This is a genomic window from Microvirga sp. KLBC 81, assembly GCF_003075415.1.
Taxonomy (GTDB): domain Bacteria; phylum Pseudomonadota; class Alphaproteobacteria; order Rhizobiales; family Beijerinckiaceae; genus Microvirga.
In genome coordinates this window covers 1-25,364 of the sequence record NZ_QDAH01000009.1, presented here as the reverse complement: position 1 = coordinate 25,364, position 25,364 = coordinate 1, and the positions used below count along the sequence as shown (strand labels likewise).

At 63.0% G+C, this 25,364-nt stretch carries 22 protein-coding genes; 13 read left to right on the top strand and 9 right to left on the bottom strand.

All coding sequences use genetic code 11. From position 1 onward, the window contains the following. Positions 1-61: 61 nt before the first annotated feature. The 4 genes from hemE (at position 62) to DC522_RS08675 (ending at position 3,788) form a co-directional block, all read left to right on the top strand. Positions 62-1,096: a uroporphyrinogen decarboxylase gene (gene hemE / locus DC522_RS08690; RefSeq protein WP_205769549.1), complete on the top strand. Its 1,035-nt coding sequence runs from the start codon at positions 62-64 to the stop codon at positions 1,094-1,096. Between the two features lie 8 nt (positions 1,097-1,104). After that, complete coding sequence (gene hemJ, locus DC522_RS08685) at positions 1,105-1,527, top strand: protoporphyrinogen oxidase HemJ (protein WP_116528430.1); 423 nt, start codon at positions 1,105-1,107, stop codon at positions 1,525-1,527. Between the two features lie 369 nt (positions 1,528-1,896). Then, complete coding sequence (gene rho, locus DC522_RS08680) at positions 1,897-3,162, top strand: transcription termination factor Rho (protein ID WP_116528312.1); 1,266 nt, start codon at positions 1,897-1,899, stop codon at positions 3,160-3,162. Positions 3,163-3,521: 359 nt separating this feature from the next. Then, positions 3,522-3,788: a GIY-YIG nuclease family protein gene (locus DC522_RS08675; RefSeq protein ID WP_116528311.1), complete on the top strand. Its 267-nt coding sequence runs from the start codon at positions 3,522-3,524 to the stop codon at positions 3,786-3,788. A 391-nt stretch (positions 3,789-4,179) separates the two neighbouring features. Here DC522_RS08675 and DC522_RS08670 read toward each other — a convergent pair whose 3' ends face one another. Beyond that, positions 4,180-6,186: a thioredoxin domain-containing protein gene (locus tag DC522_RS08670; RefSeq protein WP_116528310.1), complete on the bottom strand. Its 2,007-nt coding sequence runs from the start codon at positions 6,184-6,186 to the stop codon at positions 4,180-4,182. A 132-nt stretch (positions 6,187-6,318) separates the two neighbouring features. On the opposite strand from DC522_RS08670, the gene mnmE reads away from it, so the two are divergent. The 5 genes from mnmE (at position 6,319) to DC522_RS08645 (ending at position 12,092) form a co-directional block, all read left to right on the top strand. Further along, on the top strand, positions 6,319-7,629 hold the full coding sequence (mnmE, locus tag DC522_RS08665; RefSeq protein ID WP_116528309.1) for a tRNA uridine-5-carboxymethylaminomethyl(34) synthesis GTPase MnmE: 1,311 nt from the start codon (positions 6,319-6,321) through the stop codon (positions 7,627-7,629). Between the two features lie 202 nt (positions 7,630-7,831). Next, the gene (mnmG, locus tag DC522_RS08660; RefSeq protein WP_245444056.1) at positions 7,832-9,733 is read left to right on the top strand and encodes a tRNA uridine-5-carboxymethylaminomethyl(34) synthesis enzyme MnmG; all 1,902 of its coding nucleotides are present in this window, start codon (positions 7,832-7,834) and stop codon (positions 9,731-9,733) included. Then, a complete protein-coding gene (rsmG, locus tag DC522_RS08655) occupies positions 9,730-10,356 on the top strand; it encodes a 16S rRNA (guanine(527)-N(7))-methyltransferase RsmG (RefSeq protein WP_116528307.1) in 627 nt (208 codons plus the stop codon). The genes mnmG and rsmG overlap by 4 nt, the downstream gene beginning before the upstream one ends. Beyond that, positions 10,353-11,192, top strand: a complete 840-nt coding sequence (locus DC522_RS08650; protein ID WP_116528306.1) for a ParA family protein — start codon at positions 10,353-10,355, stop codon at positions 11,190-11,192. Before rsmG ends, DC522_RS08650 begins: the two co-directional genes overlap by 4 nt. 18 nt (positions 11,193-11,210) lie before the next feature. Further along, positions 11,211-12,092, top strand: coding sequence for a ParB/RepB/Spo0J family partition protein (locus DC522_RS08645; RefSeq protein ID WP_116528305.1), 882 nt, complete (start codon positions 11,211-11,213; stop codon positions 12,090-12,092). A gap of 158 nt (positions 12,093-12,250) precedes the next feature. Here DC522_RS08645 and holA read toward each other — a convergent pair whose 3' ends face one another. The 3 genes from holA to leuS form a co-directional block, all read right to left on the bottom strand. Further along, positions 12,251-13,270 carry a DNA polymerase III subunit delta gene (gene holA / locus DC522_RS08640; RefSeq protein WP_116528304.1) on the bottom strand — a complete coding sequence of 340 codons (1,020 nt, stop codon included), beginning with the start codon at positions 13,268-13,270 and terminating at the stop codon, positions 12,251-12,253. A 233-nt stretch (positions 13,271-13,503) separates the two neighbouring features. Further along, positions 13,504-14,040 (bottom strand): LPS assembly lipoprotein LptE, encoded by a 537-nt coding sequence (lptE, locus tag DC522_RS08635; RefSeq protein ID WP_116528303.1) that lies wholly within the window; start codon positions 14,038-14,040, stop codon positions 13,504-13,506. Beyond that, positions 14,027-16,648 carry a leucine--tRNA ligase gene (gene leuS, locus DC522_RS08630; protein ID WP_116528302.1) on the bottom strand — a complete coding sequence of 874 codons (2,622 nt, stop codon included), beginning with the start codon at positions 16,646-16,648 and terminating at the stop codon, positions 14,027-14,029. Before leuS ends, lptE begins: the two co-directional genes overlap by 14 nt. 258 nt (positions 16,649-16,906) lie before the next feature. Between leuS and DC522_RS08625 the strand changes: the two genes are divergently transcribed. Beyond that, a complete protein-coding gene (locus DC522_RS08625; protein ID WP_116528301.1) occupies positions 16,907-17,590 on the top strand; it encodes a YggS family pyridoxal phosphate-dependent enzyme in 684 nt (227 codons plus the stop codon). Between the two features lie 91 nt (positions 17,591-17,681). Next, complete coding sequence (locus DC522_RS08620; protein ID WP_245444055.1) at positions 17,682-18,635, top strand: site-specific DNA-methyltransferase; 954 nt, start codon at positions 17,682-17,684, stop codon at positions 18,633-18,635. Positions 18,636-18,641: 6 nt separating this feature from the next. On the opposite strand, the gene DC522_RS08615 is transcribed toward DC522_RS08620, so the two are convergent. Then, positions 18,642-19,175 carry a L,D-transpeptidase gene (locus DC522_RS08615; RefSeq protein ID WP_116528300.1) on the bottom strand — a complete coding sequence of 178 codons (534 nt, stop codon included), beginning with the start codon at positions 19,173-19,175 and terminating at the stop codon, positions 18,642-18,644. A 217-nt stretch (positions 19,176-19,392) separates the two neighbouring features. Between DC522_RS08615 and DC522_RS08610 the strand changes: the two genes are divergently transcribed. Both DC522_RS08610 and DC522_RS08605 read left to right on the top strand, forming a co-directional pair. Next, a complete protein-coding gene (locus DC522_RS08610) occupies positions 19,393-20,079 on the top strand; it encodes a response regulator transcription factor (protein ID WP_116528299.1) in 687 nt (228 codons plus the stop codon). Between the two features lie 4 nt (positions 20,080-20,083). Next, positions 20,084-20,578: a cyclic nucleotide-binding domain-containing protein gene (locus DC522_RS08605; RefSeq protein WP_116528298.1), complete on the top strand. Its 495-nt coding sequence runs from the start codon at positions 20,084-20,086 to the stop codon at positions 20,576-20,578. Between the two features lie 98 nt (positions 20,579-20,676). On the opposite strand, the gene DC522_RS35830 is transcribed toward DC522_RS08605, so the two are convergent. The 4 genes from DC522_RS35830 to DC522_RS08585 form a co-directional block, all read right to left on the bottom strand. After that, the gene (locus DC522_RS35830) at positions 20,677-22,755 is read right to left on the bottom strand and encodes a methyl-accepting chemotaxis protein (protein ID WP_245444054.1); all 2,079 of its coding nucleotides are present in this window, start codon (positions 22,753-22,755) and stop codon (positions 20,677-20,679) included. A 123-nt stretch (positions 22,756-22,878) separates the two neighbouring features. Continuing rightward, entirely contained in the window at positions 22,879-23,691 is an 813-nt protein-coding gene (gene xth / locus DC522_RS08595) for an exodeoxyribonuclease III (protein WP_116528296.1), read from the bottom strand. Positions 23,692-23,814: 123 nt separating this feature from the next. Further along, positions 23,815-24,768, bottom strand: coding sequence for an outer-membrane lipoprotein carrier protein LolA (locus DC522_RS08590; protein ID WP_116528295.1), 954 nt, complete (start codon positions 24,766-24,768; stop codon positions 23,815-23,817). Positions 24,769-24,959: 191 nt separating this feature from the next. Further along, a partial coding sequence (locus tag DC522_RS08585; RefSeq protein ID WP_133239255.1) for a DNA translocase FtsK occupies positions 24,960-25,364 on the bottom strand: 405 nt, incomplete at its 5' end.

Sequence of the window (25,364 nt, the reverse complement as noted above, 5' to 3'; positions counted from 1 at the left end):
CACGGCCCAAGAGAAACATCAGATTCTTAGATTCAAAGATTATTCTTATTAGAGAGGGCCTGTGAGCGAGCGTCCCACCAAAGCGATCCTCCGCGTGCTGAACGGCGAGCCGGTCTGGCCTCTGCCGATCTGGATCATGCGTCAGGCCGGCCGCTATTTGCCGGAATACCGCGAGACCCGCAAACAGGCGGGTTCCTTCCTGGACCTTTGCTACACCCCGAGGCTCGCCGAGGAGGTGACCCTTCAGCCGATCCGGCGCTTCGGCTTCGATGCCTCGATCCTGTTCTCCGACATCCTGGTCATCCCCCATGCGCTGGGCCAGGACGTGCGCTTCGTCGAGAACGAGGGTCCCAAGCTCGATCCGGTCACCTCGGAAAAGGATTTTTCGAGGCTTGCCGATGAGCTGCCGCTGGAGCGGCTCGATCCGGTCTTCGAGACCCTCGACCGCCTTAAGCAATCCCTCCCGCAGGAGACCACCCTTCTGGGCTTCTGCGGCGCACCCTGGACCGTCGCGAGCTACATGATCGCCGGCAAGGGCACTCCGGACCAGGCGCCGGCCCGACTCACGGCCTATCGCGATCCGGCCTTCATGGATACGCTCATCGACCGGCTGGTGCGGGCGTCCACCGCCTATCTGATCCGCCAGATCGATGCGGGCGCCGAAGCGGTGCAGATCTTCGAGAGCTTCGGCTCGGCCCTGCCGCCCGCTCTTTTCGACCGGCTCTCGCTCAATCCGATCCGCCGGATGGTCGAAGGCTTGAAGGCGGCCCGTCCCCAGGCCAAGGCCATCGTCTTCGTGCGCGGCGGTGCGAACCTCCATCGCTTCGCCTCGGCCGGGATCGGCGATGCGTTCGCCCTCGACTGGACACTCGATCCGGCCGTCGTGCTTCCGACGCTACCGAATACGGTCGCGACCCAAGGCAATCTCGATCCGCTCGCGCTGATCGCCGGTGGGGCGCCGATGGAGCAGGGGATCGACCATATCCTTAAAAGCGCGCGCGGCCGTCCGCACATCTTCAATCTCGGCCACGGCATCCTCCCGGAGACGCCGATCGCCCATGTGGAGCAGATGATCGCTCGCGTGCGGGAGGCTTGAGGCCGATGCTGTATCTCTGGATCAAGGCGTTCCACGTCATCGCGGTCATCGCCTGGATGGCGGGCATGCTCTACCTGCCGCGCCTCTTCGTCTATCACTGCGACGCACCGAAGGGCTCCATCCAGTCCGAGACCTTCAAGATCATGGAGCGGCGCCTCCTGAAGGCGATCATCAATCCGGCGATGATCGTCACCTGGTTGCTCGGCCTTTACATGATCTGGGACGGCGGCTGGTACACCTCCGGCTGGCTGCACGCGAAGGTTGCTCTCGTGCTGATCCTCTCCGGCGTGCATGGCGTCTATGTGCGCCGCCTGAAGGAATTCGCTGCCGACAAGAACACCCGTCCGGCGAAATACTACCGCATCCTCAACGAGGTGCCGACGGTGCTCATGATCGGCATCGTGATCCTGGTGATCGTGAAGCCGTTCTAACCATGGTCGCGTCGTTCCGGACGACGCGCAGAGATCCGGGATTCCCCAACCACGACAATGCTTGATCGTCATCCCTGGACTTGTTCCGGGCATCCACGCCTTCACCCGCGACGGCTCCCAATGACGAGGGGAGCAGCGCGCCATCCCAGATGGATGACCGCCACGACTCGCATTGTTCAAACAGGACTTGTGAAACGGCCCGAATGAGGGTAAAAAGAATCCTCTTCCATAAAAGACAGGTTGCGCTGCACGGGCCCTCAGGGCTCTCTCAAGTCACCCTCGTGAACTGAGCGGCCCTGTCGAACATTCCCCCGATCTCCCCGCGCACAGTGAACCTGCCCGCGCATTTTACCCCGAGAGTGTTCCCCGATGAGGGAAATCAAACTTCAAGACCTGAAATCCAAATCCCCCACCGAACTCATTGCCTTTGCCGAGGAGCTCGAGGTCGAGAACGCGAGCACGATGCGCAAGCAGGAGCTCATGTTCGCCATCCTCAAGCAGCTCGCGGCGCGCGAGGTGGAAATCATCGGCGCGGGTGTCGTCGAGGTGCTGCAGGACGGCTTCGGCTTTCTCCGCTCGGCCGATTCGAACTACCTGCCGGGCCCTGACGACATTTACGTCTCCCCGAGCCAGATCCGCCGCTTCGGTCTTCGCACCGGCGACACGGTGGATGGCCCGATCCGAGGCCCGAAAGAGGGCGAGCGCTACTTCGCGTTGCTCAAGGTCAACACCATCAATTTCGAGGATCCCGAGAAGATCCGGCACAAGGTTCACTTCGACAACCTGACGCCGCTCTTCCCGCACGAGCGCTTCAAGCTCGAGATCGACGATCCGACCAGAAAAGATTTCTCGCCGCGCATCATCGACATCGTCTCGCCCATCGGCAAGGGCCAGCGCGCGCTCATCGTCGCGCCGCCGCGCACCGGTAAGACGGTGCTGATGCAGAACGTGGCGCAGTCGATCACCACCAATCACCCCGAGTGCTACCTCATCGTGCTGCTCATCGACGAGCGCCCGGAAGAGGTGACCGACATGCAGCGCTCCGTGAAGGGCGAGGTCGTGGCCTCCACCTTCGACGAGCCGGCGACCCGCCACGTGCAGGTGGCCGAGATGGTGATCGAGAAGGCCAAGCGCCTCGTGGAGCACGGCCGCGACGTGGTCATCCTGCTCGACTCGATCACCCGTCTGGGTCGTGCCTACAACACGGTCGTTCCGTCCTCCGGCAAGGTGCTCACCGGCGGTGTGGACGCCAACGCCCTGCAGCGCCCGAAGCGCTTCTTCGGTGCCGCACGCAATATCGAGGAGGGCGGTTCGCTCACCATCATCGCCACCGCGCTGATCGATACCGGCTCGCGCATGGACGAAGTGATCTTCGAAGAGTTCAAGGGCACCGGTAACTCGGAAATCATCCTTGACCGCAAGGTCGCCGACAAGCGCACCTTCCCCGCCATCGACATCACCCGCTCTGGTACCCGCAAGGAGGAACTGCTGGTGCCTAGCGACACGCTCAAGAAGATGTACGTGCTGCGCCGCATCCTCAACCCGATGGGCACGGTGGACGCCATCGAGTTCCTCCTCGACAAGCTGCGTCAGACCAAGTCGAACCAGGATTTCTTCGACTCGATGAACACCTGAGTCCGAACGCGTCCGGCTGCGGAAATCTTGCCCCATCCTCTCAACCGAGGGTGGGGTTTTTGTTTGGGGGTGTTTCCATGCAGACTGGACCCTCCTTCGAGACGGTCGCTTTCAGCGACCTCCTCAGGATGAGGTGAGAGTATGTGACGGAGGGAGAGTATGGTGCAGAGCTATTGGTTCTACATTCTGCGCTGCGCCGATGGCAGCTACAGCCTCGGACGTGAAAAGTGGATTTGCACTTTTGGGACCCATCCGATGCTTTCTCCTTCAATGAGAGCATCGTTGAGTGCGGAACCGGAGGTCCGCGTCAGCGACCCGAAGGGCCACGCCAGTGAAAACCGGATCCACTCTTCCGCACGATGCTCTACTATGTCGGCACGAGCAGGCTCGAAGATCTGGAAACCCGCCTCAGTCAGCATAATCAGGGCTTGTTGGGCGGCTATACATCCAAACGATGCCCTGTAACCCTCGTCTACTCTGCACATTTTGGACGCATCACCGATGCCGTTGCCTTTGAACGTCAGGTCAAAGGCTGGCCACGAGCAAAGAAGGCAGCTTTGATCCGAGCCGATTTCGAATTGCTTCAAATTTTATCGAAGCGACACTCGTCTCCTCAGCCTTCGTAAACCTCCACCCTCATCCTGAGGAGCAGCTGAAGGCTGGGTCTCGAAGGTGGGTCCAGGACATGCGGATGGCGCCTGGTCCATTTTCAAATTACGCCCATCAGGAACAGGACGAGCAGGGTGAGACCGACGGAGATGAGAAGAGAGCCTGCGCAGCCGATCCGGTTCGAGAAGAAAAAGAACATCGTCGCTCCCGCGTTGGTGGGAGGCTGAAAGCTCCAGGACGCGCTTCTGTTCCTAGCGCCTCGTGCTTAGAAAGTGGCACCGGTTTTCACTGACGTGGCCCTTCGGGTCGCTGACGCGGACCTCCGGTTCCGCTTTCAACGATGCGCTGCTCGAGAGAGGGAGCATCGGATCAATCCCAAAAGTGGATTCCACTTGTGGGTCCGAGGCTCTAGGATGCGGTCATCTCCTTCACTTGATCTCTCAGCGCTTCGGGTGTCGTCACCGGAAGCGAACAGCGCATGCCGGCGCAGACGAGAGCCTGTGCTTCCTCGCTCGATGAAGCCAGGGCTTTGGCAGGATGGTTCTCGTCGAGGGTTTCACCCGCGCGCAGCCGGCGCACGCTTCGGTCGAGATAGGGCACGCGCAGCGCGGTCTCGTGAAGCGGCCCTGCGTTGTTTCCCGCGACGAGAATGCTCAAGCCTCTGAGATGCAGATCGAGAGCATTGAGGACTGAGGTGTGACCGAGAGGCGAGGAGCGGGCGACGCCCATGAGCCGTGTGAGGATCTCCGTTGCCCGTTGATGATCGTCTTGAGTCTCGGTGATTTGCGCGAGCCGCACGAGCGCGTCCGCGAAGACGCCGTTGGCATTGGGCACCGCCTCGTCATGGGTCGGCTGCGGACGGACCACGAGCGGATCGGCGCTTCGAGCCGTCATCGCGAGACAACCGGTCTCCTCGACCATGAATTCGGCGAGCAGGACATCCCGCCAGGTTTCCGCATCACGCAGGTAAGAGGCGTCGCTGGTCGGCTCATAGAGTGCAAGAGCCGCCCGCATCATGGCGGCTTGATCAAGCGCGAAGCCGGGGAAGATGAGCGATCCTCCGCGCCATGAGTGACCGAGCCTGCCTTCACGACTCATCGACTGGAGAATGAAACGATAGGCGCGTTGAGCCGGTCCGACCCATTCCGGATGATCCAGGAGGGGAGCCGCGCGAACGAGGGCCGCGATCATCAGCCCGTTCCAATCGGCCAGCACCTTGTCGTCGAGCCCGGGCCGGACGCGGGTCGCCCGACGCTCCAGCAGTTTGGCCCGCATCGCGGCGAGGCGCTCTTCAACCGGGGGAGGGGCCTCGCCGGTGATCAGCCGGTTCGGGATGTTGTGTCCCTCGAAGTTGCCTTGCTCGGTGATGTCGTAGACTTTGGCGAAGAACGCGGCATCCTCCTCGCCGAGAACCTCGCGGACCTCGGCGAGGCTCCACACGTAGAAGCGGCCTTCCTCGCCTTCCGAGTCGGCGTCCAAGCTGGACGCGAAGGCACCCTCCGCTGTCACCATCTCCCGTTGGAGCCAGGTCACGATTCCCTCCGCAGCCTCCTTGAACAGCGCGCGCCCGGTTTCGGCATAGGCCAGCGCGTAGAGCTCCAGGAGCTGCGCATTGTCGTAGAGCATCTTTTCGAAATGCGGCACGAGCCAGCGCTCATCCACCGAGTAGCGCGCAAAGCCTCCACCGAGGTGATCGCGGATGCCGCCGAGCGCCATCTGCTCCATGGTGAGAAGAAACCGCCTGTGAGCCTCTTCGTTACCAGCGCGGCTTGCATAGCGGAGGAGATATTCGAGGATTGTCGGGTTCGGGAATTTAGGCGCGCCCTGAAGGCCGCCATGCTCCGTGTCGATCAACTCGGCAAGACGCAGGCCCATGCGGTCGAGATCGGCGAGACCCAATGTGCCGCCGTCGGATTCCGCACCTCTCGCCAAATGCTGCTTCAGTGCGTCCCGGTTCTTGAGGATGCGCTCCGGCTCCGCGTGATAGAGGCGGCTGATCTCCCGCAGCACCTGGACGAAGCCGGGACGACCGAAGCGCGGCTCCTTGGGGAAATAAGTGCCGCCCCAGAATGGCTCGCCATCAGGCGTCAGGAACATGGTGAGTGGCCAGCCACCCTGTTCGCCGAGAAGATGGAGAGCGTTCATATAGACGTGGTCGACATCGGGCCGCTCCTCCCGGTCGACCTTGATGTTCACATAGAGCTCGTTCATCACCGCCGCGACGCCGGGGTCCTCGAAGCTCTCGTGGGCCATCACGTGGCACCAATGGCAGGCGGCATAGCCGATGGAGATGAGGATGGGCTTATTGAGCCACTTCGCCTCGGCGAGGGCCTCCGGTCCCCATTCCCACCAATGGACAGGATTGTCCTTGTGCTGCAGGAGATAGGGTGAACTGGCATTCCCGAGGCGGTTCATGGTTCCTGCTCCTGCCTATTGGTTCGCTCACGTGAAACGGAGCAATCGATTCGGATCAGGACCGATCCTGGGTCCGTCTCGCGTGAACGCCTCACAAGCATAATCGCTCGGTCTGTTAAGAGGTCCATACCCATGCGTTCGGATGACACCATCTTCGCCACCGCCTCCGGCCATGGTCGCGCCGCCGTCTGCATCATCCGGATCAGTGGGCCGCAGAGTTTGGCCATTCTCGAAACCCTCGGCGGCAGCGTGCCCGAGCCGCGTCATGCTGCCGTGCGAACCTTAAGGGAGCCCGTCTCGGGCGAGCCCCTCGATCAGGCGCTTGTGCTCTGGATGCCGGGACCGCGCAGCTTCACGGGGGAAGACCAGGCCGAGCTTCACATCCATGGCGGCCTCGCCACGAGGGCGGCGGTGCTCAAGGCTCTCGGCGCGATCCCCGGCTGCCGGCCGGCCGAAGCGGGCGAGTTCACCCGCCGGGCTTTCCTGAACGGGCGGATGGACCTTTCCCAGGTGGAAGGTCTCGCCGACGTAATCGATGCGGAGACGGAGGCGCAGCGCCGTCAGGCCATGCTCCAGCTCGAAGGCCGTCTCGGCAATGCTGCCGAACGGTGGCGCGAGGGCATCCTCCAGGTTCTTGCCCTGCTGGAAGCGAGCCTCGACTTTTCGGACGAAGGCGATGTTCCCGAGGATCTGGAAGCCGACATCCTGGACCGGCTCGATCATCTTCATGCCGAAATCGGGCAGGCGCTCTCGAACCGCAGCGGCGAGCGTCTACGCGAGGGCTTCACCGTTGTGCTTGCCGGCCCTCCAAATGCGGGCAAGTCCACGCTCCTCAATGCGCTCGCCCGGAGGGACGTGGCCATCGTCTCTCCGATCGCGGGAACCACCCGCGATGTCATCGAGGTGCATTGCGATCTGGGCGGCCTCCCCGTGGTGATCGTCGATACCGCGGGCCTGCGGGAGAGCCAGGATATCATCGAGCAGGAGGGCGTCTCGCGTGCCCGTGCCCGCGCGCAAGACGCCGACCTCGTTCTCTGGCTCGTCCCGCCGGAAGGGGCGGAGACGGAAGCGCCCCTGGCACGGCGTTCGCTGAAGGTCGGCACCAAAGCCGATTTGAATCGGAGCCGTCACGATTGCGACCTCCTAATCTCGGCCTCGACCGGGGAGGGGCTGCCTGAGTTGATCGCCGCTTTGGAGCACGAAGCCGAGGTCGCTCTTGGCCAAGGCGATGCCATTCTCACCCGGGAGCGTCATCGCAAGGCTCTCGAACGGACCCACCGCTCTCTGGCAGCCGGGCGAGAGCTGTTGGTATCGCGTGGTCCCCTGGAGCTGGCCGCCGAAGAAGTCCGTCTGGCGGCTCGCGCTGTCGGAGAAATTACGGGCCGAGTCGATGTGGAGGATGTGCTGGATCGCCTGTTTTCCAGCTTCTGCATCGGCAAGTAGCGGCGTCGGTAACGATAAAGCGAATCTGTGTGACTCGGCGCGATACCTGTTCACGAATCGGCTGAATGGTGCTGAATCCCTTCTGCACAGCCTGTGTGGATCCTGTGCAAAATCGGTGGGCGGAGCGAATGTTTCACGTGGAACATTTTGCCCTTTTGACCTCTTCGCCGCGAGGTCCTAGACCCCAGGCATGGAGAATCCCGTGAGTCAGCTCTCAACGCGTGAAATATTCGATGTCGTCGTGGTCGGTGGCGGCCATGCGGGTGCGGAGGCGGCCGCTGCCTCCGCCCGCATGGGCGCGCGCACGGCTCTGGTCACGCACAAGCTCGCGACTATTGGCGCCATGTCCTGCAACCCGGCGATCGGGGGTCTCGGCAAAGGCCATCTTGTGCGTGAGATTGATGCCCTCGACGGCGTCATGGGACGCATGGCCGACAAGGCCGGCATCCAGTTTCGCCTCCTGAACCGGCGCAAGGGTCCCGCTGTTCGCGGTCCGCGCACCCAGGCAGACCGGAAGCTCTATGCCCGGGCGATGCAGGCCGAGCTGCTCCAGACCGAAAACCTCACTGTCGTGGAAGGGGAGGCGGACGACCTCATCGTGCAGGACGGGCGCGTGACAGGCCTGCTCCTGGTGGATGGCCGGACGCTCACGACGGGTGCTGTTGTCATCACCACGGGCACCTTCCTGTCTGGTCTGATCCATATCGGCGAGAAGAAGATCCCGGCAGGCCGCATGGGCGAACGTCCCTCGCTCGGTCTCCCGAAGACCTTCGCGCGGCTCGGCTTCACCCTCGGCCGTCTCAAGACCGGCACGCCGCCGCGCCTCGACGGTCGCACGATCGACTGGGCCGGAATCGACAAGCAGGCGGCGGATGACGATCCGGTGCCGTTCTCGCTTCTCACGGACAAGATCACGACGCCTCAGATCGAGTGCGGCATCACCCGCACGACCGCCAAGGTCCATGAGCTGATCCGGGGCAACCTGCACCGCTCGGCCATGTATTCCGGCGATATTCGGGGCACCGGCCCCCGCTATTGCCCCTCCATCGAGGACAAAGTGGTGCGCTTCGTCGACCGCGACGGGCACCAGATCTTCCTGGAGCCGGAGGGGCTCGACGACATCACCGTCTATCCCAACGGCATCTCGACCTCCCTGCCGGAGGACGTGCAGCTGGAATTCCTGAAGCACATTCCGGGCCTCGAAAAGGTGCGGATGCTCCAGCCGGCTTACGCCATCGAATACGATTATGTGGATCCTCGGAACCTGTCCGCCGGGCTCGAGACCAAGGCGGTGAAGGGCCTGTTCCTCGCCGGCCAGATCAACGGCACCACAGGGTATGAAGAGGCTGGCGCCCAGGGGCTGGTTGCCGGGATCAATGCCGCCCGCCGGGCCGCCGGCCAGGAGAGCGTGATCTTCGACAGGGCCGAGTCCTATATCGGCGTGCTGATCGATGATCTGATTACCCGTGGCGTGAGCGAACCCTACCGCATGTTCACCTCCCGCTCGGAATATCGCTTGAGCCTGCGCATCGACAATGTGGACGAGCGCCTGACCGGGAAGGGGCTGGAGATCGGCTGCGTGGGCTCTGAACGCGAAGTCCATTTCCGCCGCTCTCAAGGTGAAATCCGTTCCATCCGTGAAAAGCTGTACTCCCTGAGCCTCACACCTCAGGAAGCGGCCCGCCACGGCCTCGGGCTGAACCAGGACGGCATTCGCCGCAGCGCTTATCAGCTGCTCTCCTATCCGACTGTAGGCTGGAACGACCTCGTCAAGGCTTGGCCGGAACTCTCTGCCGTGAGCCCGCAGGTTCAGGAGCGGCTGGAAACCGATGCCACATACGCCGTGTATCTCGACCGGCAGCGGGCGGATATCGCCGCCTATCGTCGGGACGAGGGGATCATGCTGGAGGAGACGCTCGACTTCCAAGACCTCCCGGGTCTGTCGAACGAGATCAAGGCCAAGCTCGTCCTGGTTCGTCCCAAGACCCTGGGGCAGGCGGCTCGAATCGAAGGCATCACGCCAGCCGCGCTCACGCTTCTGGCTGCTCATGCGAAGAAATCCACCAGGAAGGAATCGCGCTCAATGGGTTCGGTGGCATCATGAATGCGGCCGCATCCTCTCGCACCACCTTGAATGTTTCACGTGAAACACACGAGAAGCTCGAGCTTTTGGAGCGCGAGCTTCGCCGTTGGCAGGCGATCAAGAACCTTGTCGGCCCGGCGACGCTCGACCAAATCTGGGATCGGCATATCGTCGATTCTCTCCAGCTTCTGGGACTGGCACCTGAGGCCAAGACCTGGGTCGATCTCGGCTCCGGCGCCGGGTTTCCCGGTCTGGTGCTCGCCATTGCCGGGCAGGAGAGGGGATTGAAGGTTCACCTCGTCGAGAGCAATTCCCGCAAGTGCGCTTTCTTGCGCCAGATCGCCCGCCTCACCGGTGCTCCGGCCACGGTGCACGAGGCGCGGCTTGAGACCGTCATTCCAGGCTTCGTGGGCAAGGCCGATGTGGTGTCCGCACGGGCGCTCGCCTCGTTGACGCAGTTGCTGGAATGGACTGAGCCCATGTTGAAAACGGGGACAATCGGCCTCTTTCCCAAAGGGCGTGAGGTCGAGTCCGAATTGACCGAGGCCCGGAAAAGGTGGACATTCAAAGCAGATGTCCTGCCAAGCCGTACCGATTCTGAGGCCAGGATTCTTCGCATAACCTCCATCGAGAGCCATTCATGATGACCGACCGCAGCGAATCCGAAGCTGGAGCGCGTGCTGTGAAACCACGCATTCTTGTGCTCGCCAACCAGAAGGGCGGCGTCGGCAAGACAACGACGGCCATCAACCTTGGTACGGCGCTGGCCGCCATCGGCGAGAAGGTGCTGATCATCGATCTTGACCCGCAGGGCAATGCCTCAACCGGCCTCGGCATTGACCGAAAGAGCCGTCAGGTCTCGACCTATCACGTGCTCGCCGGTGAAGCTTCGCTGGCCGAGAGCATCACCGAGACAGTGGTGCCCGGTCTTTGGCTGGCGCCCTCGACTCTCGATCTGCTCGGCGTTGAGCTGGAGATCGCAAGCGAGCGGAATCGCGCTCATCGTCTCCGCGCGGCGATTCAGGGCTTGGCAGCCGATCAGGTAAATGAAGCTTTTACCTATGTCCTTATTGATTGCCCGCCTTCTTTGAACCTCCTGACCATCAACGCCTTGACCGCTTCTGACGCGGTTCTGGTCCCCCTCCAATGCGAATTTTTTGCTCTGGAAGGTCTCAGCCAGCTGCTCAAGACAGTCGAACAGGTCCGTTCGGCCCTCAACCCGGATCTCACGATCCATGGCGTGGTGCTCACCATGTTCGACCCCCGAAACAACCTGTCGGGGCAGGTAGTGGCCGATGTGCGCGAGTTCATGGGCGACAAGGTCTACGAGACCATGATCCCGCGAAACGTCCGTGTCTCGGAAGCGCCGTCCCACGGCAAGCCGGTGCTGCTCTACGACATCAAGTGCACGGGCTCTCAAGCCTATCTCCGTTTGGCATCCGAAATCATTCAGCGTGAACGTTCCTTACGTGCCGCGTAACAAGAGTTGAGACAAACAATGGCAAGAGAAGCGAAGTCGCTCGGCCGGGGCTTGGCCGCATTGATCGGCGAGGTTGGTGCCGAAATCGGCACCATGCAGAGCAGCAACAAGGGCGGCCAGAAGAAGGTGCCCGTTGAGTTCCTGCGCCCGAACCCGCGCAATCCACGCAAGGTGTTCGAGGATGCGGAGCTTCAGGAGCTGACCCAGTCCATCAAGGACCGTGGCATCATCCAGCCCATCGTGGTCCGACCCGTGCCGAACAAGGCTGACACTTACGAGATCGTCGCCGGCGAGCGCCGCTGGCGTGCATCGCAGAAAGCGGGCCTGCACGAAGTGCCGGTGGTCGTCGTCGACATTGACGACAAGACCTCGCTCGAATACGCCATCCTCGAAAACGTCCAGCGAGCCGATCTCAACCCCATCGAAGAGGCGGAAGGCTATGGGCGCCTGATGGCCGAGTTCTCCTACACGCAGGAGAATCTCTCAAAGATCATCGGCAAGAGCCGCAGCCATATCGCCAATATGATGCGCCTCACCGATCTGCCCGATCCGGTGAAGAAGCTTCTGATCGACCGCAAGCTCTCCGCCGGTCACGGCCGCGCGTTGCTTGCCGTGAAGGACCCGGTGGCTGTGGCCAAACAGGTGCTCGACGCTGGTCTGAGCGTGCGTCAGGTCGAGGCGATCGCGCAAACCGAAAGCGCAGAACCTTCCAAGCTCGAGACGAAGTCGGCCAAGCCCAAGGTGGAGAAGGACCCCGATACCCGTGCGCTGGAGCGTGTTCTCCAGGACGTCCTGGGGCTCACCGTCTCCATCGACCATAAGGGCAACGGCGGCGAATTGCGTATCCGTTATAAGACCCTGGAGCAGCTTGACGGGTTGTGCCGGCGGTTGAATCCATAAGTTAACGCCATCCGCAACTCACCAACCTCATCCTGAGGAGGCGCGTCAGCGCCGTCTCGAAGGGGCGTCCAGCGAGCACTGAAGGGTCCTCCGATGCAGCCTGACGGCTGCTCCTCAGGATGAGGCAGTCTTACCTCAAAAGAAAAGAGATTGCGATCTTAACGCCGCGCCATGCGCGCGAGGTCGAGGAGGGTCTTGGCCGCAATCGTGTCGTCGAGATCCGACAGGCGGCGGGTGTCGAGGAGGCTCGACTGGAGGAGGGCGATGGCCTGCTTCAAGGTCTCGCTCGTCCAGCGCTGGAGATGACGTTCCACAAGTGGCTTGCGGCGGAAATGCAGGCTGCGCATGGTTTCCATCACCGCCGGGATGGGCCGTCCTTCCTCAATGGTGAGGCGAGCGGTGAGCAGCATCAGGGCATGGCGGAGGGCAGCGCCCAGCAGCACGGCGGCATTGACACCCTCCGCCGCCAGGCGCCGTGAGCCGATTTCGAGATTCGTGCCGTCGCCGCCGAAAGCGGCATCGACCACCGCGTCCATGGCAAGGCTCGACACGTCACTCATGATCGCGTCGATGTCCTCAAGAGTGATCTCAGCCCTTCCATGCGCGTAGAGCATGAGCTTGGAGAGTTCGCCGCGAGTCGCCAGCCGGTCGCCGCCGAGGCTCGCGATGAGAGCCGTGCGGGCATCGCGGGTGATGGAAAAACCGTTGTTTTTCAAGGTCTCGTCCACGACCGCGCCAAGATCCTTGCCGGTATCCGCATAGCAGGGCAGGGCGAGCGCCCTCTGCGAACGCTCACAGAGGGTACGCAGGGGCGACGATTTCTGGAGATCACCGCCTTCGATGACAATCACCGTATTTTGTAATTCGCCCTTCAGAACCGCATCCACGGCCGGCGCGATGTTGCGGGAGCTGGATTTCACCCAGATCGCGCGCTTAGCCCCGAACAGGCCGACGGTCCCCGCCTCGTCTGCGAGCCGGGCCGGATCCGAGGCGATGTCGTCGCCATCGATGCGAATGAGCTGGAAGGGATCGGTGGGGTCGTCCACCGAGCGCTCCGCGACAGCGCGGGCGCGCTCGTTGATGAGACCCATGTCGGGACCGTAGAACAGGTACACGCCGATGCGCGGATCGGGACGCCGCAGCGCCCCTTCCACATCGCCGGCCTTGACGGCAACCATCTTAGAGCGTTCCCCGTGAATGAAGGTTCATGATAAACGCTCTAGAGCATCGGACCCAAAAGTGGATCTGCACTTTTGGGTCCGATGCTCCCTTCTAGGGAGAGCGCATCGTTGAAGCGTAAAACCGGATCCACTTTTCGCTGACGCGGCCCTTCGGGTCCGCACGATGCGCTAAGTGATTGAAAAGACGCATCTTCTTTCGCAAGCCCGAATCCACTTTTGCGGAAAATGCTTCAACTTCCGGCGGAGAGCGTCGCCGCCAGACGGGTTTTCACCTGTTCCGCCAAGACCTTAGCGAGCCTGATCTCGGCATCGCGCTGAGCGCGCACGGTTGCGAAGCGCTGCTGATAGCGGTCAAAGCTCGCCGTGGAGGTGGCCGTTCCCCTGGTATAGACCGTGTTTCCATCGAGGCTCGTCAGCGTGTAGCTGAGCGTACCGCCGATGATGGCGGAGGTCGCCCGGCCCGTCTCCGTATCGACAATCGGTGTCGAGAGAGAGCGCGAGAGAGCCATCTTCAGCACATACCGCTTCGGCATGTCCGAGCCCGAGCCGTTCAGCGCATAGACCAGTTCGCTGCGCAGGTAATGGCCCATCACCGCCTGATTGTCCGGCCAGTCGATCTCGGGAACCTCGATGGAGGCCAGCACCGTCTGAAGCGACTGGCCCGAGGCCGTCGGGCCATAGAGCGGCTTGAAGCAGGCGGTCAGGCCAAGCGAGAGGCCCGCCACGACAGTGAGACGGGCCAGGCCTTTGAGATTAAGCGACGACATTCACGATCCTTTGGGGAACGACGATGATCTTGCGGGCGGGCTTCCCTTCCATAGCCTTTTGCACGGCTTCAAGCGAGAGCACAGCCGCCTCAATCGTGGCCTGGTCCGCATCGCGCGCCACGGTGACGTCGGCACGCTTCTTGCCATTGACCTGAACCGGCAGGGTGACCGTGTCCTCGACGAGCAGCGAGCGGTCGATGACCGGCCAGGCCGTGTCGGTCACGAGACCCGGCTGCCCCAAGGATTCCCAGCATTCCTCCGCCAGATGCGGCATCATGGGAGCCAGCAGCTGCACGAAGATGCGGCCGGCCTCCGCGAAGGCGCTGCCGAGGCCCGGCTCGTCGGCTGTCTTGGCCTGGTTCGCCAGATCCTGCAGGCTGTTGGCGAGCTCGTAGAGATGCGCGACGCAGCGGTTGAAGCGCAGGCGCTCCACGTCCTCTTCCACGGCGGCGAGCGCCTTGTGCGCGGCCTTCCGGACGGCAAGGCCGATCGGGCCCTCAGCGGCAGCGCCGTTGCCGCCGTTCATGCGGTCGGCGAGATCGCCGACGAGACGCCACACGCGCTGCACGAAGCGGCCGGCGCCCTGCACGCCTTCCTCGGTCCAGATCACGTCGCGCTCGGGCGGGGAGTCGGAGAGCATGAACCAGCGGGCCGTGTCGGCGCCGTAAGAACCGATGATCTCGTCCGGATCGACCGTGTTCTTCTTCGACTTCGACATCTTCTCGATGGAGCCGATCTCGATCGCCGCACCGGTCTCCACATGGAAGGCCTTGCGCGTGTTGCCTTGCGTCTCGAAGCGCACATCGCTCGGCAGCACCCAGGCGCCGCTCTGGTCCTTGTAGGTCTCGTGAACCACCATGCCCTGCGTGAACAGGCCCGCGAAGGGCTCGTCCAGGCCCGCATGACCGGTCTTCTTCATCGCGCGGGTGAAAAAGCGGGAATAGAGCAGGTGCAGGATCGCGTGCTCGATGCCGCCAATATACTGATCGACCGGCAGCCAGGCATCGACCGTGGCGCGGTCGGTGGGCTGGTCCGCCAGAGTCGGGTCCGTGAAGCGGGCGAAGTACCAGGACGAATCCACGAAGGTGTCCATGGTGTCTGTCTCGCGGCGAGCCGCCTTGCCGCAGGTCGGGCAGTTCACGTGCTTCCAGCTGGGGTGACGGTCGAGGGGGTTGCCCGGCACGTCGAAGGACACGTCCTCCGGCAGCACCACGGGCAGCTGATCCTTCGGCACGGGCACGACGCCGCAATCATCGCAATGGATGATCGGGATCGGGCAGCCCCAGTAGCGCTGGCGCGAGATGCCCCAGTCACGCAGGCGGAAGTTCACCTTGCGCTCGGCCACCGGACGGTTGTTGCGCGTCTCCTTTTCGAGGCGCCTAGCCACCTCTTCCTTCGCCTCGGCGATAGCCATGCCATCGAGGAAGCGGGAATTGATCAACCGGCCCTCGCCGTCATAGGCGGTGTCGGTGATGAGGAAGGTGGCCGGATCTTGGTCCGGCGGGCACACGACAGGGGTGTTGCCGAGGCCATACTTGTTGACGAAGTCCAGGTCGCGCTGGTCATGCGCCGGGCAGCCGAAGATGGCGCCCGTGCCGTATTCCATCAGGATGAAGTTCGCGACATAGACGGGCAGCGTCCAGTTCGGGTCGAACGGATGCACGGCGCGCACGCCCGTATCAAAGCCGAGTTTTTCCGCCTTCTCGATGGCTTCCTGCGCGGTGCCCATGCGCTTAGCCTCCTCGATGAAGGTGGCAAGCTCCGGGTTCTTCGCGGCAGCGGCCTTCGCCAGCGGGTGATCGGGGGCGACCGCCATGAACTTCGCGCCGAAGAGCGTATCGGGACGCGTGGTGTAGATCTCAAGCTCCGTCTCGCCGTTCGGAGCCGTGTCGGGCTTCAGGGCGAAGCGCACTAAGAGGCCTTCCGAGCGGCCGATCCAGTTGCGCTGCATCAGGCGCACCTTCTCCGGCCAGCGGTCGAGGGTGTCGAGCCTGTCGTCGAGATCCTGCGCGTAATCGGTGATCTTCAGGAACCACTGGGTCAGCTCGCGCTGTTCGACCAGCGCGCCGGAGCGCCAGCCGCGGCCGTCGATCACCTGCTCGTTGGCGAGCACCGTGTGATCAACCGGATCCCAGTTTACTTTTGCCGTCTTGCGGTCGACGAGGCCGGCCTCCAGGAAGTCCAGGAACATGCGCTGCTGGTGTTTGTAATAGCTCGGATCGCAGGTCGCGATCTCGCGGCTCCAGTCGAGCGATAGGCCCATGGATTGCAGCTGGGCGCGCATGGTGGCGATATTGGCGTAGGTCCATTCCTTGGGATGGACCTTGTTCTGCATGGCGGCGTTCTCCGCCGGCATGCCGAAGGCGTCCCAGCCCATGGGATGGAGCACGTTGAAGCCCTTGGCCCGCTTGTAGCGCGCCACCACGTCGCCCATGGTGTAGTTGCGCACGTGGCCCATATGGATGCGCCCCGACGGATAGGGGAACATCTCAAGCACGTAATATTTCGGACGCGGGTCGTCGTTGTTGGTCTTGAACAGGTTGCGGTCGTTCCAGACCTTCCGCCATTTCAGCTCGGCTTCCTTGGCGTTGTAGCGCTCGGGCCTCATTTTTCGTCAATCATCCGTCGGTTCGAGATTCAAGCGGCTTGCGCCGCCACGTTGCGGCGGACTAGGACACAGCTCTCCCGCGCGGTCAACGGTTTCGCGCGCGAGAGGCGGTCAAGTTTCGCTCGCCCTGTCATCCTCGGCGGCCCGAAAGGGCCGGGAAGGGGATCCATGGCGATACGCTTGATCGTGGATCCCCTTCCCGTCCGATGGCTTCAAGCCATCTCCGGCCGGGGATGACAGAAGCAGGAGAGGACGTCCATGAGCGAGAACGATGCGGTCGAGGCCTTAAGAGAGGTGCGGGAGGCAATCCGCCGCGCCGCGTCGGACTACGACCGCGCCCCCTCGGGCATCACGCTGGTGGCCGTCTCCAAGACCTTCTCGAGGAACGCCATCGAGCCGGTTCTCGCCGCAGGCCAGCGGGTTTTCGGTGAGAACTACGTCCAGGAGGCCAAGGCCAAGTGGCCCGAACTGCGCAAGCGCTACCCGGATGTGGAGCTCCACATGATCGGCCCGCTCCAATCCAACAAGGCCAAGGAAGCGGTGGAGCTCTTCGACGTGATCCACACCCTCGACCGGCCTTCGCTCGCCGAAGCGCTCGCGCGGGAGATCGCCAAGCAGGGCAGGAAGCCGCGCCTGCTGGTCCAGGTGAACACGGGCGAGGAGCCCCAGAAGGGCGGCATCGCGCCCGGTGAGGTGGACGCCTTCCTGGAGGCCTGCCGCACGAAGTATGGCCTCGAGGTCGAAGGCCTCATGTGCATCCCCCCGGCACAGGATCCGCCGTCGCCTCATTTCGCGCTCCTCAACACCATCGCCAAGCGTCACGGCTTGACGGTGCTCTCCATGGGCATGAGCGCCGATTTCGACGAGGCGATCCAGCTCGGCGCAACGCATGTGCGGGTCGGCAGCGCGATTTTTGGAGCGCGCTCGAAGCCTGCGGCATAAATGATGTGGAGCGGGCAGGGCGGGTGTCGTTCCGCGCTACCGGTGCTCCTGCCACTCTCGTAAGATCCGTCCGGGTCTGAAGTAGTTCTCAGTGACGCAAGCAACAGCCAAATGCCGTCGCATCGTTCCGGCCAACGACGCTGGAGGTCGTGCGCTGCCGCTCGATGATGTGCTTGCCGGCGACTCGATCGATCTCATCAAATCTCTGCCGTCCGAGAGCGTGCATCTGATCCTCAGCGACATCCCCTATGGCATCGGCGCCGAGGATTGGGATGTGCTGCACACCAACACCAATTCCGCCTATCTCGGCGCCAGCCCTGCGCAGACGAAGGCGGGCGCGGTGTTCAAGAAACGCGGCAAGCCCATCAACGGCTGGTCCGAAGCGGATCGCGCCATTCCGCGTGAATATTACGAATGGTGCCTCACATGGGCGCCGGAATGGCTGCGCGTGCTGAAGCCGGGAGGCTCGGCGCTCGTCTTTGCAGGCCGTCGCCTCGCGCATCGCTGCATTTCGGCGATGGAGGATTCGGGCTTCTCCTACAAGGACATGCTCGCCTGGATGCGCGCCCGCGCACCGCATCGCGCGCAACGCCTGAGCGCCGTTTATGAACGTCGCGGCGATGCAGAAGCTGCGAAGACATGGGACGGTTGGCGCGTCGGCAATTTGCGCCCGACCTTCGAGCCGATCCTGTGGCTGACGAAACCGTACAAGATCGGCACGACGATTGCCGACAACGCGCTTGTTCATGGCGTCGGCGCATACAACCAGGATGCGCTGCTGACATACGTCCCGGGCCCTGAGAACGTGCTTGATCTCGGCTTCATGCCGAAAGAAGGCGGGCTTCATCCGACCCAAAAGCCCGTGCGCCTGATGCAGGCGCTGATCGATCTCACGACGCAGGAAGGCCAGATCGTGCTCGATCCCTTCTGCGGCAGCGGCACGACGCTGGTCGCCGCGAAAGACTTGAACCGCTCCTTCATCGGCTTCGAAGCGGAAGAGGCTTATGTCGAGATTGCCCGGAAGCGGCTGAGAGACGAAGCCTGATCCGCCCTATCCCACGATCTCGATCCGAGTCTGCGGTCCGATCCGTTCCAGCAGGCGCCGGATCATGCGCGGATCCACCGCCACGCAGCCTTCGGTCGGCAGGAAGCCGGGGCGGGCGAGGTGGAGGAAGATGGCGCTGCCGCGACCTTTCACGATGGGCCCTCGGTTCCAGGCGATGTCGATCACCACATCGTAGAGATGGTCGTCGCGCCACATCTTTTCGTGGCTCGTGGGGCAGGGGAGCGGCACGAGCCGGTTGTAGCGCCGGTCTTGGGGCTCGTCAGACCATCCATCGGTCGGACGGATGGGGCGCAGCTTCAGGCCCGTGCGGGGGCGGGGGCCATGGTCGGCCCGGTAGAAGGCCTGCAGCAGGCGAAAGCGACCCACCGGAGAGGCGCCGTCACCTTCGCGCTTCGCATGGCTCGTCCCTGAGCGGCCGATGGCGCAGGGCAGCGTGAGGTTGCCGGCCCTGAGCCATCCCCGCCGGTGGTCGAGCGGGGAACGGTGGACACGGATGACATTGACGCGAGTACGCTTCATAGGCAGTGGAAGGGCAGGGCCTGCCCCTTGTTGTCAAGCTGGGAATGACTACTCTAATGCAACGAGCGTGATCTGAAAGCAGAATGCTTGCGCCGGCAGGGCTTTACAGAGCCTAACCGTCAAAGAGGATCATGCCTGAAGGATGGGAGCAGGCTTTGCCTTTGCTCCTCGAAAGCCGCCCCAGCGCTAATGCTGTTCATCGTGTGAAGGGTTTGAGATGTCGAATGCCAGCCGCCTCCTCGTCGTGGACGACGATCAGGACCTGCGCGACACCCTGGCCGAGCAGTTGGGCCTCCATGAGGAGTTCCAGGTCACCACCGTCGATACGGCTTCTGCCGCCATCGAGGCGGTGAAGGGCGACCGGATCGATCTCGCCATCATGGATGTGGGCCTGCCCGACATGGATGGCCGTGAGGCGGTGAAGGTCATGCGCCAGAACGGTTTTCGCAGCCCGATCATTATGCTCACCGGCCAGGGCTCCGACAACGATACGGTCATGGGCCTGGAGGCAGGCGCCAATGATTACGTGGTGAAGCCCTTCAAGTTCGCCGTCCTGTTGGCCCGAATCCGTGCGCAGCTACGCCAATACGAGGCGAGCGAGGATGCGGTGTTCCAGATCGGGCCTTATACCTTCCGTCCAGGCTCCAAGCTTTTGACCAACGAGAAGGGCTCCAAGCTCAAGCTGACGGAGAAGGAAACCGCGATCCTGCGCTATCTCTACCGCGCCGGTCAGGCGGTGGTGGGGCGCGATACGCTGCTCACCGAGGTCTGGGGCTATAATTCCAACGTGACCACCCACACGCTGGAAACGCATATCTATCGGTTGCGCCAGAAAATCGAGGCCGATCCTTCCAATGCCCGAATCCTGGTGACCGAACCTGGCGGCTACAAGCTGATCCCATAGAACCATGGCTCTCGACGACGATATCGCGATCCTGTCCCGGGCTCCCCTGTTCAACCTGCTGGAGCGCGATGCCCTGCGTCTCGTGGCCTTTGCGTCGGAAACCCGGAGCCTTCGTGAGGGTGACGTGCTGTTTCGCAAAGGCGACCGCTCGGATGGCGGTTATGTGGTGAGCCGGGGCGCCATCACGCTCGACGCCAGCGAGGACGGCTCGCCCGCAGCCTTCGTCGCCGGTCCCGGCTCCCTGATCGGACAAGCGGCCCTGTTCACCCGCATGTCCCGGCCCGCCACGGCGACGGCCCAGGAAGCCTCCACCGTGATCCGCGTCACGCCGAGCCTCATGCGCCGCGTGCTGGAAGAATTCCCCGATGCGGCGGCCGCCATGCAGGATGCCATGGCCGAGGAGCTCGCCCGCCTCACTCAAGGCCTGGAGCGGGTCCGCCAGAAGCTCATCGCGATCGACGATGAGGAGGTCCCTGCGAAACCCTCGGATAACGAGTGAGGGATCTGAGCGCATCGTTTTCAAACGATGCGCTCGCTTGAGAAATGAGGCACCGGACAAAAGGTGCATTCCACTTTTCACGTCCGGTGCTTAAGCCCTTACGCTGCTTTCACGCCTGACAGGAACGAGCTGACTTCGCGGCCGAGCGTCTCGGAATGGCGCGCAAGTTCCTGCGCCGAGGTCAGCACCTGTGCGGCCGCCATGCCGGTTTCGCCCGCGCCCTGACGCACCTCGTTGATGTTGCCGGTGACCGCTTCCGTGCCGCGCGCGGCCTCCTGCACGTTGCGCGAGATTTCGGCGGTCGCCGCGCCCTGCTCCTCCATGGCTGCCGAGATCGACACCGAGATCTGCGACATCTCGGCAATCGTGCGGGCGATGCTCTGGATCGCCTGCACGGTCTCAGCGGTTGCCTGCTGCACCGAGCCGATCTGCGCCGAGATTTCTTCCGTGGCCTTCGAGGTCTGCGTCGCGAGATGCTTCACCTCGCTCGCCACGACCGCGAAGCCCTTGCCGGCCTCGCCGGCGCGCGCCGCCTCAATGGTGGCGTTGAGCGCGAGCAGGTTCGTCTGGGCCGCGATGGTGCGGATGAGCTGCACCACGTCGCCGATGCGCTCGGCGGAGGCGGCCAGGGCCTGGACGGTCTCGTTCGTGCGCTGGGCGTCCGATACGGCCTGTTCCGCAATGCGCGAGGACTGGCCGACCTGCGAGGCGATCTCGCGGATCGAGATCGACAGCTCCTCGGTGGCAGCCGCCACCGTCTGCACATTGGCCGACGTCTGCTCGGCCGCCGAGGCAACGCTTACCGACTGGTTCGTGGTCTGATCCGCCACCGAAGTCATCGACTGGGCGGTCGATTCCATTTGTGTCGCGGCGGAAGAGAGACCGCTCGTGAGCACGGAGACATTGGCCTCGAACTGCTTCGTGAGCTGATCGAGCACCTGCGCGCGGCGCATCTTGGCTTCGGCTTCGAAAGCGGCGGCTTCGTCCGCTTCCTTCTTGGCGATCAACGCGTCCTTGAACACCTGAACCGCACCCGCCATCGCGCCGATTTCATCGACGCGTTCGATGTCGGTGACTTTCACGCTGGTGTCGCCGCGTGCGAGGGTCTTCATGGTTTCGGTGATGCGCGTGATCGGCGTGGCGAGCGAGCGGGCCGCGAGCCAGGCACCGAATAGCGCCAGGACAAGCAGGCCTGCCGCCGTCAGCAGCATCAGGTTGCGGGCGTCGATGGCGCCCGAAATCATCGCATCGGCCGGGACCGAGATGGACAGAAGCCAGGGCTCGTCGATTCCGGGGAAGGTCACCGGGACCACGGCCCGATAGATCTCCTCGCCCGAGGCATCCTCGATCATCGTGTCCGCGAAACCGGCCGACGATGCCTTGGCCTTCTCCGTCAACTCAGCGACGACCTTGTCATCGGCCGGCTTCCCGAGAAGCTGCGCGTCCTTGCTGGCAACCCACAACCCTCCTGAGCCGATCAGGCTCACGGTTCCTTCGCCGAACGGCTTCAACGCGCCGATGGCCTCCGAGATCTTGTTGAGGGCCAAATCGGCGGTGATGATGCCGACCGGTTTCTTGTCGCGGCGCACGACGATGCTGACCGTCGACATCAGCACGTCCTCGCCATCCACCTTGTAGGTATAGGCCGGAACGATCTGGTTGCGGTTCTCGCGCAGGGGCTTGGTGTACCAGTTCTCGATCTCTTGCGGCTTCGTCAGATTGATGGGCTCGACGGAAACCTTCCCGTCCTTCGTCCAGTAGAAGTAGGGGGCGAAGCGCCCGGTCGGGTCCGAATAGGTATGGGCCAGAAAATCCTTGTCGTGCCTGTCCAGGCCATCCGGCTCGAAAGCGAGCGTCATGCCGATGAGATTGGGTTGACCCTCGACGGTTCTCGCGATGACTTCGGCAAGTTCGTCCCGATCGACCTTTTGATCGTAGATGATGGCTTCGACAGCCGAATTCGTGACCGTTGCGGCGGAAATCGCATGGCCGATTTCTGCCTGAGCGAGACCCTTGTACTGGTTGAGGAGAGCGTTCACCGTGAGGATTGCATCGTTCCGGCCCTCATGCATCATGATCTGCGTGCCTGCGAAAGTCAGAACCATGCAGGCACCGATAAAGCCCGCTCCCGCGAGCAGCAGGACCCGGCTTTTGATCGATCGTAATTTGAGAATCATCCGCTCGCCCCAAGGCATGGCTTTTGAATTTATTTGCCTTTTACAAAGCCTAGCTTGCGGCGAGCTTGTGGGACGAAAGCGGTGATCCTTGACGCCTTGCGGGGAATGTCTGAGGCGCGTTTTTTACAGCTCCAATTCCATCGTCACCGGCGCATGGTCGGAAGGACGCTCCCAGCCGCGCGTGTCGCGGGTGACATCGACGGAGCGCAGCGAGCCTTTCAAGCCATCCGAGATCCAGATGTGATCGAGCCGGCGGCCCTTGTCGGCGGCGGCCCAATCGGGGGAACGGTAGCTCCACCAGGAATAGATCTTTTCGGGCTCTGGCCTTATGGCGCGCATGGCGTCGGTCCACCCGGCTTCCTGGCGCAGTTCCTCAAGCGCTTGCGTCTCGACCGGCGTGTGGCTCACCACGTCGAGAAGCTGCTTGTGGCTCCACACATCGTGTTCGAGCGGCGCGACGTTGAGATCACCCACCAGAATCGCGGGACTTGACGTGGGCTTCGCCTTCGAGCCCCAGGCGCGCATCTGGCTAAGAAAATCGAGCTTGTGGCGGAATTTCTCATTCATCTCCGGATCGGGAATGTCGCCGCCGGCGGGCACGTAGAAATTATGGATCGTGATGCCGGAGGCGGCCTTCGCCTGGCCGAGAGTCACCATGATGTGGCGCGCATCCTGGCGGCCGCACATCTCCATCACGCTCGTTTCCGAAAACGGATAGCGCGAGAGGATCGCAACGCCATTGTAGCCCTTCTGGCCCATATGGACGACGAACGGATAGCCGAAGGATTGCAGCTCCTTCATCGGCAGCTTGTCGTTCGGGCACTTCGTCTCCTGCAGGCACAGGACGTCGGGCCGCCGGTCCTTCAGGAAGCGTTCGACCTGGTCGATGCGCAGGCGGACGGAATTGATGTTCCAGGTAGAGACGGTGAGTTTCACGGGGAGGTCCTTCGAGAGACCTCCCCGGGCTACGACAGATTTGCGCCGGAGGGAAGATCGAAAGCCCTGTCCGGCGAAGTGGAGACCGGTTCGCGGTCGGACGAGGCGTTCAGCAGGAAGCAGCTATTTGTTGTCGCCGCGGATCTCTTCGTACTGGATCCTGAACAGGTCTTGGTCGATGCGGCGGCCCTTCTGGACCTGGTTCAGAACCACGACGGTCTGGAACCCTTGCGCGTCAACGATGCGCCACTGATTGAGGTTCTGCACCTCTGGATCGAAGAACAGCGTGATCCGGGAGGTACCGCCGAGCGTGGATGAGTCCTCAAGGTTGATGCGTACCGCGTTGGGCTCGCTGGTAATGCCGGTGATCTTGATGTCCTGGCCGAGGCTGACCCGCTCGCGCAGCAGGAATTTCAGCGGCGTCTGGGAGATCGAATAGAGATCCTGTGTGGCGAGCTTCCGGTCGCGTACGGCCACCGAGCGACCGTCGGCGATCACCTCGAGGGTGGCCGGGGGATCGTATTCGAAGCGCACCTTGCCGGGCCGCTGAAGATAGAGTGTGCCGCCCATCCGCCGCCCGTCGCCGCCAACTTGAGTGAAATCGGCGATGAGAGTGTTGAGATTGGTGAAATAGGCGTTCGCCCGCTCCACGATGGCGCTGTTCGGCAGGGGCTGGCCCTGGCCGACCGGACCCATGGAGGCCGTCACGATGGGCTTCGGCGTGATGGTGATGGGCTCGGCCTCGGAAGGCTGCGGTGTCGGTGTTTCAGCAAAAGCCGGCCGGGCCGGAGGCAGGGGCGCAGTGGCTGCGAGCACCTGCTCGGCATTCACCGGCCTCACAATGGCGGCTCGGGTAGGCTGAACAGCGGCATTGACCGGGGTCGGGCCCGTCGCGGTGGAGGAAGCCTGATGGAAGGACGAGGTCGGAAGCGATGGCGCGGAGGCATTGAATCCTTGGCTGACCGGCCGCTTGGGCGGCAGGATCATGTCCATGGGCAGCGTCTGCGCGGCAGCCGGCAGCGGGCCCGCAAGAGCGGACGCCGCGGTCATCAGACCGGCAAAGCTGAACAGACGCATTCGAACCTTCCTTCGATAGACACTATGACTGCAGCCGCGCTTGTGCGCAGCGCCGAAAGATGACGCAGGGCCGCGGCCAAGGTTCCATCTATATAGGCCTAGAGCCGATTCCCCTTGCGTGAAATCGGCTCTCTTTCTTGTTCTGCCGCATTTTCTGACGGCGAACCGGATCCACTTCGCCGGAAAATGCTCTAGTCGTCTCCGCCGTGAGGGCTCTCCAGCAGGATTTCGCGTTTACCGGCGTGGTTGGCGGGCCCGACGATGCCCTCCTGCTCCATCCGCTCCATCAGTGAGGCGGCGCGGTTGTAGCCGATCTGCAGCCGGCGCTGGATGTAGCTCGTCGACGCCTTCTTGTCGCGCAGCACCACCGCCACCGCCTGATCGTACAGATCGCCCCCGGGGGCGCCGAACTCGCCCTGGTCGAACACCGGCGCGTCGGCCCCGCCCGCCTCCTCCTCGTCGGCCGTGACCGCCTCGAGATATTGCGGCCGGCCCTGGCGCTTGAGATGCGCCACCACCTTCTCGACCTCCTCGTCGGAGCAGAACGGGCCGTGCACGCGGGTGATGCGGCCGCCGCCGGCCATGTAGAGCATGTC

Bases quoted from the DNA above. Each gene is read 5' to 3' on its own strand.
- rho (WP_116528312.1), top strand. From the start codon at position 1,897: ATGAGGGAAATCAAACTTCAAGACCTGAAATCCAAATCCCCCACCGAA.
- DC522_RS08675 (WP_116528311.1), top strand. From the start codon at position 3,522: ATGCTCTACTATGTCGGCACGAGCAGGCTCGAAGATCTGGAAACCCGC.
- DC522_RS08670 (WP_116528310.1), bottom strand. From the start codon at position 6,186: ATGAACCGCCTCGGGAATGCCAGTTCACCCTATCTCCTGCAGCACAAG.
- mnmE (WP_116528309.1), top strand. From the start codon at position 6,319: ATGCGTTCGGATGACACCATCTTCGCCACCGCCTCCGGCCATGGTCGC.
- rsmG (WP_116528307.1), top strand. From the start codon at position 9,730: ATGAATGCGGCCGCATCCTCTCGCACCACCTTGAATGTTTCACGTGAA.
- DC522_RS08650 (WP_116528306.1), top strand. From the start codon at position 10,353: ATGATGACCGACCGCAGCGAATCCGAAGCTGGAGCGCGTGCTGTGAAA.
- DC522_RS08645 (WP_116528305.1), top strand. From the start codon at position 11,211: ATGGCAAGAGAAGCGAAGTCGCTCGGCCGGGGCTTGGCCGCATTGATC.
- holA (WP_116528304.1), bottom strand. From the start codon at position 13,270: ATGGTTGCCGTCAAGGCCGGCGATGTGGAAGGGGCGCTGCGGCGTCCC.
- lptE (WP_116528303.1), bottom strand. From the start codon at position 14,040: ATGTCGTCGCTTAATCTCAAAGGCCTGGCCCGTCTCACTGTCGTGGCG.
- leuS (WP_116528302.1), bottom strand. From the start codon at position 16,648: ATGAGGCCCGAGCGCTACAACGCCAAGGAAGCCGAGCTGAAATGGCGG.
- DC522_RS08625 (WP_116528301.1), top strand. From the start codon at position 16,907: ATGAGCGAGAACGATGCGGTCGAGGCCTTAAGAGAGGTGCGGGAGGCA.
- DC522_RS08615 (WP_116528300.1), bottom strand. From the start codon at position 19,175: ATGAAGCGTACTCGCGTCAATGTCATCCGTGTCCACCGTTCCCCGCTC.
- DC522_RS08610 (WP_116528299.1), top strand. From the start codon at position 19,393: ATGTCGAATGCCAGCCGCCTCCTCGTCGTGGACGACGATCAGGACCTG.
- DC522_RS08605 (WP_116528298.1), top strand. From the start codon at position 20,084: ATGGCTCTCGACGACGATATCGCGATCCTGTCCCGGGCTCCCCTGTTC.
- DC522_RS35830 (WP_245444054.1), bottom strand. From the start codon at position 22,755: ATGATTCTCAAATTACGATCGATCAAAAGCCGGGTCCTGCTGCTCGCG.
- DC522_RS08590 (WP_116528295.1), bottom strand. From the start codon at position 24,768: ATGCGTCTGTTCAGCTTTGCCGGTCTGATGACCGCGGCGTCCGCTCTT.